Annotated in this window: 12 protein-coding genes and 7 tRNA genes; 18 read left to right on the forward strand and 1 reads right to left on the reverse strand. The window is 38.0% G+C overall.

Annotation, left to right across the window (positions count from 1 at the left end; translation table 11 throughout):
* The first annotated feature begins 26 nt into the window (after positions 1–26).
* The 14 genes from IGJ46_RS01135 to IGJ46_RS01200 all read left to right on the forward strand — a co-directional run bounded on the left by IGJ46_RS01135 (position 27) and on the right by IGJ46_RS01200 (position 10,051).
* Positions 27–100: transfer RNA gene (locus IGJ46_RS01135), tRNA-Met, on the forward strand.
* 48 nt (positions 101–148) lie between these two features.
* Positions 149–222 (forward strand) — tRNA-Asp (locus IGJ46_RS01140).
* A 5-nt stretch (positions 223–227) separates the two neighbouring features.
* A tRNA-Phe gene (locus IGJ46_RS01145) sits at positions 228–300 on the forward strand.
* Positions 301–314: 14 nt separating this feature from the next.
* Positions 315–385 (forward strand) — tRNA-Gly (locus tag IGJ46_RS01150).
* Between the two features lie 13 nt (positions 386–398).
* Positions 399–472: transfer RNA gene (locus tag IGJ46_RS01155), tRNA-Ile, on the forward strand.
* A 10-nt stretch (positions 473–482) separates the two neighbouring features.
* Positions 483–570, forward strand: a tRNA-Ser gene (locus tag IGJ46_RS01160).
* A gap of 15 nt (positions 571–585) precedes the next feature.
* Positions 586–657: transfer RNA gene (locus tag IGJ46_RS01165), tRNA-Glu, on the forward strand.
* Positions 658–899: 242 nt separating this feature from the next.
* A complete protein-coding gene (gene licT, locus IGJ46_RS01170) occupies positions 900–1,742 on the forward strand; it encodes a BglG family transcription antiterminator LicT (RefSeq protein WP_002355181.1) in 843 nt (280 codons plus the stop codon).
* A gap of 73 nt (positions 1,743–1,815) precedes the next feature.
* Positions 1,816–3,714 (forward strand): beta-glucoside-specific PTS transporter subunit IIABC, encoded by a 1,899-nt coding sequence (locus IGJ46_RS01175; protein WP_002358327.1) that lies wholly within the window; start codon positions 1,816–1,818, stop codon positions 3,712–3,714.
* A 23-nt stretch (positions 3,715–3,737) separates the two neighbouring features.
* Complete coding sequence (locus IGJ46_RS01180) at positions 3,738–5,168, forward strand: 6-phospho-beta-glucosidase (protein WP_002355183.1); 1,431 nt, start codon at positions 3,738–3,740, stop codon at positions 5,166–5,168.
* A 122-nt stretch (positions 5,169–5,290) separates the two neighbouring features.
* Entirely contained in the window at positions 5,291–6,757 is a 1,467-nt protein-coding gene (locus IGJ46_RS01185) for a glycoside hydrolase family 1 protein (protein WP_002366048.1), read from the forward strand.
* A gap of 20 nt (positions 6,758–6,777) precedes the next feature.
* Positions 6,778–7,596: a histidine phosphatase family protein gene (locus IGJ46_RS01190; RefSeq protein WP_430613887.1), complete on the forward strand. Its 819-nt coding sequence runs from the start codon at positions 6,778–6,780 to the stop codon at positions 7,594–7,596.
* A gap of 618 nt (positions 7,597–8,214) precedes the next feature.
* A complete protein-coding gene (locus IGJ46_RS01195) occupies positions 8,215–8,829 on the forward strand; it encodes a hypothetical protein (protein ID WP_002377892.1) in 615 nt (204 codons plus the stop codon).
* A 478-nt stretch (positions 8,830–9,307) separates the two neighbouring features.
* Positions 9,308–10,051 carry an alpha/beta hydrolase gene (locus tag IGJ46_RS01200; RefSeq protein WP_002385408.1) on the forward strand — a complete coding sequence of 248 codons (744 nt, stop codon included), beginning with the start codon at positions 9,308–9,310 and terminating at the stop codon, positions 10,049–10,051.
* Between the two features lie 17 nt (positions 10,052–10,068).
* Here the strand turns inward: IGJ46_RS01200 and IGJ46_RS01205 are convergent, their stop codons facing one another.
* Positions 10,069–10,662, reverse strand: a complete 594-nt coding sequence (locus tag IGJ46_RS01205; RefSeq protein WP_218391372.1) for a bifunctional transcriptional activator/DNA repair enzyme AdaA — start codon at positions 10,660–10,662, stop codon at positions 10,069–10,071.
* A gap of 111 nt (positions 10,663–10,773) precedes the next feature.
* Here IGJ46_RS01205 and IGJ46_RS01210 point away from each other — a divergent pair, with 111 nt between their 5' ends.
* From IGJ46_RS01210 to IGJ46_RS01225, 4 genes are all read left to right on the forward strand, one after another.
* Positions 10,774–11,265 (forward strand): methylated-DNA--[protein]-cysteine S-methyltransferase, encoded by a 492-nt coding sequence (locus IGJ46_RS01210; RefSeq protein ID WP_002355188.1) that lies wholly within the window; start codon positions 10,774–10,776, stop codon positions 11,263–11,265.
* A 12-nt stretch (positions 11,266–11,277) separates the two neighbouring features.
* The gene (locus IGJ46_RS01215) at positions 11,278–11,790 is read left to right on the forward strand and encodes a DNA-3-methyladenine glycosylase I (protein ID WP_002355189.1); all 513 of its coding nucleotides are present in this window, start codon (positions 11,278–11,280) and stop codon (positions 11,788–11,790) included.
* A 12-nt stretch (positions 11,791–11,802) separates the two neighbouring features.
* Positions 11,803–12,477, forward strand: a complete 675-nt coding sequence (locus IGJ46_RS01220) for an HD domain-containing protein (protein WP_002355190.1) — start codon at positions 11,803–11,805, stop codon at positions 12,475–12,477.
* A gap of 142 nt (positions 12,478–12,619) precedes the next feature.
* Complete coding sequence (locus IGJ46_RS01225; RefSeq protein WP_002355191.1) at positions 12,620–13,555, forward strand: cation diffusion facilitator family transporter; 936 nt, start codon at positions 12,620–12,622, stop codon at positions 13,553–13,555.
* Positions 13,556–13,566: the final 11 nt, after the last annotated feature.

Below are 13,566 nucleotides of genomic sequence, written 5' to 3' on the forward strand. Positions count from 1 at the left end.
GAATTAAGTTTCCTTGGTCTAATTATCGCGGGGTGGAGCAGTCAGGTAGCTCGTCGGGCTCATAACCCGAAGGTCGTAGGTTCAAATCCTGCCCCCGCAATTGCTTTTATTTTTTAAAGCATACATTTGCATAAAGCAAAAACGAATTGGTTTGGTAGTTCAGCTGGTTAGAATGCCTGCCTGTCACGCAGGAGGTCGCGGGTTCGAGTCCCGTCCAGACCGTTTTTGGCTCGGTAGCTCAGTTGGTAGAGCAATGGATTGAAGCTCCATGTGTCGGCAGTTCGATTCTGTCCCGCGCCATCCAAGAAAAATTTGCGGGTGTAGTTTAGTGGTAAAACCACAGCCTTCCAAGCTGTTGTCGCGAGTTCGATTCTCGTCACCCGCTTTTTTCTTATTTGGGGCCTATAGCTCAGCTGGTTAGAGCGCACGCCTGATAAGCGTGAGGTCGATGGTTCGAGTCCATTTAGGCCCATTTATTTCTTGGGGAAGTACTCAAGTGGCTGAAGAGGCGCCCCTGCTAAGGGTGTAGGTCGGGAAACCGGCGCGAGGGTTCAAATCCCTCCTTCTCCGTTTTTTCTTTTTAATGGCCCGTTGGTCAAGCGGTTAAGACACCGCCCTTTCACGGCGGTAACACGGGTTCGAGTCCCGTACGGGTCATAGTGAAGCATACAAACATTGTTTGTATGCTTTTTTTATTTTTATTACAAAAAAATGTCGTTGAAAGCGTTGACATTTGTTGTAAATATGTTATTCTTTGGATGTAGGGATAAGTAAATAGATGGATAGTGATTGTTTAAAGACAAGCTAAACCTAATTTTTTCATGAAGCGACATATGTGTCGTTCTTTTTGAAGAAATTGGGTTTTTCTTTTTTCAACGAAACACAAAGGAGGTGGGGCATTGATTATTCACAAAATTTTAAACAATAATGTGGTTATTACATTAGATGATGATAAACGAGAGCAAATTGTTATGGGCAAAGGAATTGCTTTTAAGAAACGCATTGGGGATTGGGTTCCTGATGAAAGTATCGATCAAGTTTTTTATTTAGCCAATCAAGAAACATCACTTAAGTTTCAAGAATTGTTAGGAAATATTCCTTTAGAGATGATGAAACTCTCGGATGACATTATTGTTTATGCAAAATCAACGTTGAAAAAGAGTTTGAATGATACCATTTACATTTCTCTGACGGATCATTTGTACACAGCTTTAGAAAGAAAAAAACAAGGAATTGCAATTAAGAATTTATTATTATGGGATATTAAACGTTTTTTTCCTGAAGAGTACGAAGTAGGAGTAAATGCTTTAAAAATGGTACAAAAGCGCGTAGGAATGGAATTGTCAACGGATGAGGCAGGTTTTATCGCATTGCACTTGGTAAATGCGGAGATGGAGGAAGAAGTCGGTAATATTTACGAATTGACAAAGTTGATGCAAGAGATTACAAATATCGTCAAATACTATTTTAAGGTAAGTTTTGATGAAGACTCTGTCTACTTTTATCGATTTAGCACACATTTAAAATTTTTCTGTTATCGCTTATTACACCAACGTGAAGTTGTCGAAAATGATGATGAAGAACTGTATGCGGTAATTAAAAAGAAATATCTCAACGCCTATCGTTGCGTGGAAAAGATCAGCTTGTATTTAAATGAGAACTATGACTATCAAGTTTCAAATGAAGAACGCTTGTACCTAACGATTCACATTGCACGAATTGTACAAACAACGGAACAATAAACGCACCACTTTGGATAGTGACATTCAGTTGGCTAAACCTTCAAATGAAAATAAATTTTTGGAGGAAAAAAAGATGGGAAAATATCATGAACTAGCAGAAAAAATTGTAAAAAATGTCGGTGGGCAAGAGAATATTAATAGTTTGACACATTGTATCACACGTCTTCGCTTCAAATTAAAAGATGAGAGTCAAGCGAATGATGATGTCTTAAAAAATATGGACGGTGTGGTAACTGTTATGAAAAGCGGTGGACAATACCAAGTCGTTATTGGGAACCATGTTCCAGCCGTTTACGAAGAAGTAGTTAGTATTGCAGGCTTGTCAGGAGAACGTGAAGAAGAAGCTTCCAGTGGGAATTTATTTGATCGCTTAATAGATATTTTAAGTGGTTGTTTCCAACCCTTTTTAGGGGCGTTAGCAGCGGCTGGGATGGTTAAAGGGTTAAATGCCTTATTGGTTTTCTTAAAGCTCTATACGGCTACGTCAGGGACTTATACCATGTTAAATGGGATTGGCGATGCAATTTTCTACTTTATGCCAGTTATTTTAGGTTATACAGCAGCTAAAAAATTCCGGTTGCATCCAATGGTAGGGATCGTGATTGGCGCAGCTTTATGTTACCCAACGATTCAAGGAAGTGCATTACAAACGGCCTTTGAAACAACAGCGGGTGCCGGAGCCGCAGCACCGTATAATTTATTCGGCTTACCTGCCTATAATACATTTATGGGGATTCCTTGGGTCGGTGCGAACTATACAAGTAGTGTCGTACCAATCATCTTCATTATTGCTTTTGCGGCACAAGTTCAAAAAGTGTTTAAACGTATTATTCCAGAAGTTGTTCAAACGTTCTTAGTACCGTTTTTCGTCTTGTTGATTGCCTTACCAATTGGTTTCTTAGTAATTGGGCCAATCGTTAGCATGCTAACAGATTTATTAAGCGCTGGCTTTACAGCATTAATGAGTTTCTCACCAGCTTTGTATGGTTTGATTCTTGGTTTCTTCTGGCAAGTCTTAGTTATTTTTGGTTTACATTGGAGCGTTGTGCCATTAGCTATTATGCAAGTGACACAAGAAGGTTCAAGCCAAGTATTAACGGGATCATTTGCAGCTAGTTTTGCGCAAACAGCGGTTGTTTTAGCGATGTTCTTCAAATTGAAAGATAAAAAGTTAAAAGCTTTGTGTCCGCCAGCAATTATCTCTGGTATTTTTGGTGTAACAGAGCCAGCAATTTATGGAATCACTTTACCAAAAAAATGGCCATTTATTTATTCAATGATTGGTGGCGCTGTCGGTGGTTTATATTTGATGATCAACAATGTGACAGCTTATACAATGGGTGGTTTAGGAATTTTCGGTGTGCTAAACTTTATCAATGGTGATGATGCAAGTGGGATGATTCAGTCCTTTATTGCAATTGCCATTGCAGCGGTCGTTGGTTTTGGTCTAACATTCTTCTTCTGGAAAGACAATACAGTTGAGGAAGAAGAAGTGATTATTGATAAAACAACGATTAAAAAAGAAAATATTACAAGTCCAGTCAAAGGACGAGTGTTATCTTTAAAAAATGCAGAGGATCCTGCTTTTGCAAATGGAGCTTTAGGAAATGGAGTCGTGATTGAACCAACGGAAGGTAAAGTGGTTGCACCCTTTGATGGAACGATTGTCACACTATTCCCAACAAAACATGCATTAGGTTTGATTTCAGATAACGGCACAGAATTATTGATTCATATTGGGATTGATACAGTTCAATTAGAAGGCGAAGGCTTTGAAGCTTTTGTAAAACAAGGTGACCGCGTGAAAAAAGGTCAAACATTAGTAACCTTTGATTTAGAAGGAATTAAAAAAGCTGGGTTTAGTACACAAATTCCAATCGTTGTGACGAATACAGCGGATTATTTAGATATTTTGGAAGTCGGCAGTAATGAAGTTTCAACAAGTGATGATTTGCTGACCGCTTTAATATAAAAAGATGTGGAGGAAGAGAATTTATGGCATTTAGAAAAGACTTTTTATGGGGTGGCGCAACAGCAGCCAATCAATGTGAAGGTGGCTATAACGAAGGCGGACGTGGTTTGGCAAACGTCGATTTAGCGCCAACTGGTCCAGATCGTTTTCCAGTAATCACTGGTGAAAAGAAAATGTTTAACTTTGATGAGGAACATTTCTATCCTGCACAAGAGGCGATTGATATGTATCATCGCTATAAAGAAGATATCGCCTTGTTTGGTGAAATGGGTTTTAAAACATACCGTTTATCCATTGCTTGGAGTCGAATTTTTCCAATGGGAGATGAAACAGAGCCGAATGAAGAAGGCTTGAAGTTCTATGAAGACTTATTCAAAGAATGTCATAAATATGGGATTGAGCCACTAGTAACGATTACACACTTTGACTGTCCAATGCACTTAGTGGAAGAATATGGCGCTTGGCGTAGTCGTAAGTTAGTAGGTTTCTATGAAAATCTTTGCCGTGTAATTTTCAACCGATATAAAGGATTAGTCAAATATTGGTTAACATTTAACGAAATTAATATGATTTTACATGCACCATTTATGGGAGCAGGTCTATACTTTGAAGAAGGCGAAAACAAAGAACAAGTGAAATACCAAGCGGCCCATCATGAACTACTAGCAAGTGCAATTGCGACAAAAATTGCTCATGAGGTAGATCCTGAAAACCAAGTAGGTTGTATGTTAGCGGCTGGTTCCAACTACGCTTATACTTGTAAACCAGAAGATGTTTTCGCTGCTCGACAAGCAGATCGTGAAAATTATTTCTTTATTGATGTCCAATCACGTGGGGAATACCCTGCGTATGCTTTAAAAGAAATGGCACGTAAAGGTATTCAAATTGAAATGGAAGAAGGCGACGAAGAACTTTTAAAAGAACATACGGTGGACTTCATTTCGTTCTCTTATTATTCTTCTCGTGTCACATCAACAGATCCAGAAATTAATGAGCAAACAGCTGGTAACATCTTTGCCTCTGTGAAAAATCCTTATTTAAAGGCCAGTGAATGGGGTTGGCAAATTGATCCACTTGGTTTGAGAATTACGATGAATGACTTATATGATCGTTATCAAAAACCACTATTTATTGTTGAAAATGGCTTAGGAGCGGTAGACACACCAGACGAAAATGGTTATGTAGTCGATGATTATCGTATCGATTATTTGGCGGCGCATATTCAAGCGATGAAAGATGCCGTTGAACAAGATGGTGTCGACTTGTTAGGTTATACGACTTGGGGCTGTATTGATTTAGTATCAGCTGGAACAGGTGAAATGAAAAAACGCTATGGCTTTATCTATGTGGATCGCGATAACGAAGGAAATGGTACGTTAAAACGAAGCAAGAAGAAATCGTTTGATTGGTACAAAAAAGTAATCGCAACAAATGGTGAAGATTTAAGTAATTAATAAAATTAGCAACTATTAAAGGGCGTTTGACGTTGGTAGAAAAAACAAGGACTCTTCTGCCAGCGTCAATTCCCTTGATGGTTTCTTTGTTATGCCTAAAAACAGAGGGAAAGAGGGATTTTATGGGATTTCCAGAAAATTTTTTATGGGGCGGCGCAACAGCTGCTAACCAATATGAAGGTGGCTACCTTTCAGGAGGCAAAGGTCTGAGTACATTAGATGCAATTACTGGTGGTAGTCAAACAGAACCGCGACGGATTACGTATTTAACTAAAGAAGGCCAAAAAGCTTCGTGTACACGCGATCAAGCATTACCCGAAGGAGCGATTGGCTATATCGATGAAGAATTATACTACCCTAGTCATGTAGCGACGGACTTTTACCATCATTACGAAGAAGATATCGCCTTATTTGCAGAAATGGGTTTCAAATGTTTTCGGCTGTCTATCGCCTGGAGCCGGATTTGCCCAAATGGAACAAAAGAGATTAATGAAGAAGGCTTAGCCTTTTATGATAAAGTTTTTGATGCTTTGCTGCGCCATGGAATTGAGCCCGTTGTGACGATTAACCATTTTGATATTCCGATGTATTTGGCCGATGAATATGATGGTTGGAAAAATCGTGAAGTGATTGATTTCTTTGTTTTCTTTTGCGAAACCATTTTTACGCGTTATCAGGATAAAGTGAAGTATTGGATGACTTTTAATGAAATTAATTTTTTAAGAAGTTGGACGCAAATTGGGATTCACAATAATGATAAACAAAGTAAATATCAAGCAGCGCATCATCTATTTGTAGCAAGTGCGAAAGCAGTTGAATTGGGACATTCCATCAATCCAGATTTCCAGATTGGTATGATGGTGGCTTATATACCGAGTTATCCTTTGTCCTGCAAACCTGAGGACGTGATGGCAGCTGTTCAATTTAACCGAGAGCAAGAATTTTATATGGATGTCCAGGCTAAGGGATATTATCCAGCGCATAAGCTCAAAGAATTTGAGCGTGAAGGAATGACAATTCAAATGGAGTCAGAGGATTTAGCGATTATTCAAAAAGGAACAGTTGATTATATCGGGTTTAGTTATTATATGTCGACTGTTTCGACTGCTTATCCCGAAGAAGTAAAATATGTCGGAGGCAACCAAATGCCTGCGGTTAAAAATCCTTATTTGCAAGAATCTGAATGGGGCTGGGCTGTCGATCCTTTAGGGTTAAGAATTTCATTGTGTCAGTTGTCAGATCGTTACAATATGCCATTGTTTGTGGTTGAAAACGGGTTTGGTGCGGTGGATACATTGCAAGAGGATGGCTCGATTGTCGACGATTACCGCATTGATTATTTTAAACAACATATTGAAGCCATGAGAACCGCAGTAGAAGAAGACGGGGTTAACTTAATTGGTTATACGCCATGGGGTTGTATTGACTTAGTTTCAGCAGGGACTGGCGAAATGAAAAAACGTTACGGCTTTATCTATGTAGACATGGATGACCAAGGTCAGGGAACCTTGAAACGAACTAAGAAAAAATCATTTAATTGGTACAAACAAGTTATCGCTAGTAATGGTGAAAACTTAACAACTGAGTAGAAAATGAGGGGAAATAAAAAATGAAAAAACGATTGACGATTGTGGGGGTGCTTTTTCTGGCCATTTTAGTAATGGTTGGTTGTGGTAAAAATCAGCAAGCAACGACAAAAGAAAAAGAGACAAAACCTGAAGGACTAACTCTTTACATTGTGCGCCATGGAAAAACCATGTTAAATACGACGGACCGCGTACAAGGATGGTCAGATGCGGTCTTAACACCAGAAGGTGAAAAAGTTGTGACAGCAACTGGGATTGGCCTGAAAGATGTTGCCTTTCAAAATGCATATAGTAGTGATAGTGGCCGCGCCTTGCAAACTGCTCAACTTATTTTAGATCAAAATAAAGCAGGCAAAGACCTTGAAGTCGTGCGTGACCCAGATTTACGTGAATTTAATTTTGGTAGCTATGAAGGGGATTTAAACAAGACAATGTGGCAGGATATTGCTGATGATCAAGGTGTTTCCTTAGAAGAATTTATGAAAAACATGACTCCTGAATCCTTTGCCAACAGCGTAGCTAAACTGGATCAACAGCGCGAGGAAAGCAAGAATAACTGGCCTGCAGAAGACTATGCTACAATTACCAAACGTTTGAAAAAAGGCATAGATAAAATTGTTGCCACAGAATCAGCCAATCCCGGAAATGGCAATGTTTTAGTGGTCTCTCATGGCTTGAGTATTTCAGCGTTGTTAGCAACTTTATTTGATGATTTTAAAGTCCCAGAAGGCGGTTTGAAGAATGCTAGTGTTACAACGATTCATTACAAAAATGGCGAGTATACTTTGGATAAAGTCAATGATGTCAGCTACTTAGAAGCAGGCGGAAAAGAGACAAAATAATCCATCGATTAGAGAAACAGTCTATTTAGGAGTTGGTGGAGCAAGAAAAGGGTTGCTTCACCAACTCCTATTGTTTTTTTATTAAAAGTGAAGGCTTACCTCATCACATTTTTAAATAGAAGTGGTTCGAGCTCAAAAATGATTTATCGCATAACTATGCTGACTAGATTTTGGACCGTTTTTTTACTAACTGAATAAAAGCATGTTCTGATGGGGTATTTTTACATTTATATTAAGTGAAAATTAGAAATTATTTTTTTAATTAGTGAATCAACTATTAAATAAATAGAATGAAAACATTGTGACATGTATCTGTTAAAAACCAGTCCTTTTTATGACTATTGTTGTTTTAGTTAATGAAATAGGTTGTTATTTATTATCTAAATTGTATAAGGCTGTTACTATGTTTGCTTATATTAGTAATGTGTCCCTATAAAATAGAATAATAGCTATGTCTATTTAAAATAGTGTATGCTACTATTTTTTACAACAGACAAATTTATGAAAGGGAGGGAATTGATGAAGAAAGTACCATAGTATGTTTGTTGATCAGCAAAAATTAACAGTTGTTAGGTATTAAAAAATCGGATATCAAAGTAAAAGGAGGAGCTTTAAATTATGAAAAATAAATTTTTAATTTCTGTAGCTGTCTTAGGCATTTTAGGAATGACTATAATTCCTATGAGAGCTTTAGCAACCGACTCAACAAGTATTTTGGATTTTGGAGTTGTTTCAGTAGATAAAATTAATGAAACAATTACGGATATTGAAAATGAATATGGAACTTTAGATAAGGAAATGTTGCAGGCTAGTGAAAAATTAGAAGGCTATTTCGATACTGTTAATGGTGTTCTTGTAATTAACACAGATGTTGAGACTTTAGCTTCGGATTTAAATATTTCAGTTTCGGATGCGCAATTGATGATTGATGCTACAAATGAAATTGATTTAAATACACCACAATTATCCAGATTTGTAGGTGTATATATTAATTTAGGACCAAAAGTAAGAAAAATGAATGCATGGGCAGCTGGCGCATTTGTAGGTGGATATGTGGGCTGGTATGCCAAGCAATTTGCAGCAGCAGGACCAGTCGGTGCAGGTGTAGCAGCAGTTATAACAGCTGGAGCAGCTGCAACAGCAAAATGGGCAGTAGAAAACGGAATTAGAAGAATAAGTTTAGGGAAATATATCGGTGGCTGGAATTGGAACTATACAATTAATATTCCTTAGAGAGAAGTGTTAGAATGGCGAGGAAGCAATGGTTTATTGTTAAGTCAATGTTACTATCATTCCTTATTTTAGGAGTCCTTTCCTTCATTTTCAAAGAATATATTTTTGAAAATGTTGGTTTATTGAGGGCTTCGTTAGCTCTGATAGTATTTTTCATTGGCGAGTATATCTATTTAGACTATACTTTATCAAATAACAGGGCTTTATTGATCTGTTCGGTGTTGATATTTCTGCTTTCAGCTTCATTGTTATTTTAATAAGGGAAGTGTAGGAAAAATAAATGATGATTTGAAACGGTTATTATCAGCTACTTAGAAGCAGGCGAAAAAGAGACAAAATAATCCCTGGATTAGAGAAACAGTCTATTTAGGAGTTGGTGGAGCAACAGAAGGATTGCTTCACCAACTCCTATTGTTGTGTTCTTTTTTTATTAAGGGTAGAATCAGAAAGAAGAATTTTTTCATTGGGAGGAAATGAGATGAAAAATAGAACAAAATCACGCTGGAAAAAAATTGTCCTAGGACTTGGGCTTTTTTTAGTAATCTTAGTCATCGGTTTGACTATTTTTATTAAAAATAGTACGTATCAAGCAACCGATTCAGCCTTAAAAATAAGTCAAAGTGCCACGCAAGAAAAAAACTATGATTATTATACAAACGGGCAAAAAAATGATACAGCACTGATTTTTTATCCAGGTGCATTGGTTGCGCCCGCTAGTTATAGTGAATGGGCGCAAGAAGTTGCTACGAAAGGTTATGATGTCTATGTTGTTCATTTTCCTTTGAATTTAGCGGTTCTTGCACCAAATGCTGCAGAACAAATTATAAAGGATCATCCACAACAAAACTTCGTTTTGGCTGGGCATTCTCTGGGTGGTGTGATGGCTAGTCGTTTTGTAGCGGAAAATGAGCAACGAATCAAAGGCATGATTTATTTAGCCAGCTATCCTGACGAAAAAGGTGCACTAAACAAGCAAGATCTGCCGGTTCTGTCAATAACAGCCACAAACGATGGTGTTTTAAATTGGACTAGCTACCAAAAAGCCAAACAGTTTTTGCCAAAAGATACGCAGTATGTATCTATCGAAGGTGGGAATCATGCAGGGTTTGGTAATTACGGTGTCCAAAAAGGAGACAACAAAGCGACAATTTCTAACGAGCAACAGCAAACAGAAATCAGTCAATTGATTGTAGCGTGGCTACAATCACGCCCCAATAAATAATCCGATGAGCCGAAATGTTATTTTTTCGGCTCATTTTTACTGCGATAAACAGAGGGGGTTACGCCTGTTTCTTTTTTAAAAGTGGTGGCAAAATATGCTGCGGTTTGGAAGCCAACTTTTTTCGCGATTTGTTGAATCGTAAGGGGTGAATGGAGAAGCAATTCTTGGGCTTGCCTAATTCGGATACTTGTTAAATAAGCTAATGGGGTTTGTTTTGTCTGTTCCTTAAAGGTTCGCTGCAAATGAAAGGGACTACCGTGGCAGGCTTGCGCTAAATAGTCTAAACTTAATGGTTCCGCTGAATGCCGATCAATAAATTGCTTAATTTGAGCAACCCATTCCTCGTTAGGAACGACTTGCCCGGTTGGTTGACATCTTTTACATGGACGAAAACCAAGTGTTAAAGCTTCCTGAGCCGTTTTGAAGATCAGAACGTGGTTCTTGTTGGGCACACGGGAAGTGCACGAAGGACGACAAAAAATTTTAGTTGTGGTCACACCATAAAAAAAATCACCATCAAATTGCGTATTATTATTTTGAATGGCTTCCCAACGTTTCTGAGTAAGTCGATACGTTGTTTTCATTGTAAGCACACCTCCCGTTTTCTTCATTGTAAAAGAATCCCTAATAAAAACAAGTAAAAAGTGATAGGAGCGCAAGATTTTGAAAGCCAAAAGAATTATAATGAAGATAAGAAAAACACGAGAAAGAAGTGTAGAAATATGGCAAAAAAGATTTATTATGCGCAACAAGAATGGCAGAACGATCACTATTATCTTGGTGTGACAGACGCTGGACTAGCTTTTGTAGGTTCAGCCAATCAATCGATAGAAGAGCTGAAAAACTGGTACCCTCAAGCACAATTAGAAGCTTCTGAAAAGAAAACTGCGCCTTATAAAGAAGCATTAATAAGTTATCTTAACCAACATTCGACAACGTTTGCTTGCCCCATAGACATCGAAGGAACGCCCTTTCAAAAAGAAGTTTGGCAGGCGTTGCAAGAAATACCTTATGGTGAGACAATGACCTATCAAGAAATTTCAGAAAAAATTGGGCGTCCACGTGCGGTTCGAGCAGTTGGCACAGCGATTGGGAAAAATCCTTTATTAATGGTCATTCCTTGCCATCGAGTCATCGGCAGCAAGGGACAATTAACCGGTTACCGTGGTGGTTTAGCAATGAAACAAGCATTATTAACATTTGAACAGTCTTAAAAGGAGGCGGCGATGAACAACTATCAATGGTATACAGAACAATGGGGAAAACCTACAAGAGAGGATGATTTGCTGTTTTTATTGTTGACGGTGGGTGTTTTTCAAGTTGGTTTAAGTTGGAAAGCAGCCGCAGGGAAAAAAGTAGCATTCATGAAAAATTTTTGCCAAATGAAGCCGGAAAAAGTTGCCGCGCTGTTGCCTGACGAAGTCGATCGAATAGTAGCTGATCCAGATATGATTCGCAATCGGCGCAAAATTGAAGCAACCATTAAAAATGCGCAAGCAATTTTAAAAGTACAAGAAGAATTTGGCAGTTTTGCCAATTATCTATGGCAATTTGTAAAAAACGTCCCCGTTTTATCTATTTATGAAGAAGCATACCAAGTCCCACGCACACAGCTTTTGTCAGATAACGTAGCAAAAGACTTAAAAAAAAGAGGATTTTCTTTTGTAGGTCCGATTGTCACCAATATGTTTCTGAAAGCTAGCGGGATTATCCAGGTGGAAATTTTAAATCCAGAATAAAGGAGTGTTAGGATGTTTGAAAATGAATCTCTTAGTTTTGAAGAACAAACAATTATTCAAGCAGCAGAGCGTTATGTTCAACAAGAATTAGCCAACGAAGCAAGTGGCCATGACTGGTGGCATATTTATCGGGTGACACAATTAGCAAAAACAATTGCAGAGAAAGAACAAGCAAATTTATTTTTATGTATATTAACAGCATTGTTACATGATATTGGCGATGAAAAATTTAACGAAAGTGAAGAGGCTGGCTTACTAAAGGTGCAACAATGGTTGGAAGCGAATAACGTATCAACAGAGCAAACGAATCACATCCTTTCCATTATTGCTAATATGTCCTTTAAAGGAGGAAATACTGGGAAAACAGTCACTACATTAGAAGGAAAAGTGGTCCAGGATGCGGATCGATTAGATGCCATCGGTGCGATTGGAATTGCACGGGTGATGGCTTATTCGGGAAATAAAGGCCGTTTAATTCACGATCCTCACAAACAACCTCGTGAACAGTTAACCCAAGAAGAATACCGGAATGGGGAAGATACTGCCATTATGCATTTTTATGAGAAACTTTTAAAGTTAAAGGAACAAATGAATACAAATTATGGTCGCTTATTGGCGGAAAAGCGTCATCAATTTATGGAACTTTATCTGGAGGAATTTTATCAAGAGTGGGATGGACACCGATAAATGAGGGCCAACTAAAACAGTCAGTACATTTCTTTTTGAATTTTAAGAGAACTCTTTTTTACAAATACCTCAGAAGTGGTAAAATGATGGATGAATAAACGGGTGGTTTATCTTAGTTTTACGTTACATATAGGAGGTAATTATGGAGACAAAAAAATCGAGTGGCATGTTTGCAGTTATTGCCGCACTGATTGCGAATATTTTAGTAGCGATTAGTAAATTTGTTGGTTTTGCTTTAAGTGGTAGTACCGCTATGATGAATGAAAGTATCCACAGTGTCGTGGACTGTAGTAATCAGGTGTTATTACTTTTTGGGAATAAGCGCGCTTCTCGTGGACAAAGTGCGTTACATCAATTTGGAGAAGGACGTGCAAAATACTTTTTTAGTACAATTGTTGCAACGATGCTCTTTTTTGGTGGGGGCGCGTTAGGCGTAATGGAGGCTATTCAGAAGTTACTGCATCCCTCTCATGAAGTAGAAAATGTGGCTATTGTCATTGGTATTTTAATTTTTGGTTTGCTTGTGGAAGGTAGCTCTTTGCGTGTAGCGATGAAAGAAATCAAAGAATTGAATACAGAGAAGTTATCGCTCTTAAAATTTTTGCGAGAAAGTCGTCACAGTGAAATTTTAATTATTTTTACGGAAGACTTTTGTGCGGTTATTGGTTTGTGTTTAGCTTTGGTGGGAACCCTTTTAACAATGGTAACTGGGATTGCTGCATTTGATGCTATCAGTGGTTTACTGATTGGTTTACTATTAATGTGTGCAGCCATTTTCTTAGCGAAAGAATTTTATAGTTTGATTATAGGAGAAAGTGTGACCGCTACAGATTTAGCAAAAATTAAAACTGCATTTGATCGGGCGGATGTTGAAAAACTAATTGATGTAAAGACCGTTCATTTAGGTCCAACTGAAATTTTAGTAGCGGCAAAAATTGATGTGGTAGAACCAATGGAAGAAGATGCACCTGATGTTGTGAATGCGATTGAACGAGACATTCGCAGTAAAATGCCTGATAAAAAAATCTATATCTATATTGAAGTTGACGATTATGATGTGAATTACGTTCGTAAATAACAAATGAAAGA

Origin of the sequence: Enterococcus sp. AZ120, assembly GCF_050546165.1 — a bacterium.
In the GTDB taxonomy this organism is placed as follows: Bacteria; Bacillota; Bacilli; order Lactobacillales; family Enterococcaceae; genus Enterococcus; species Enterococcus faecalis.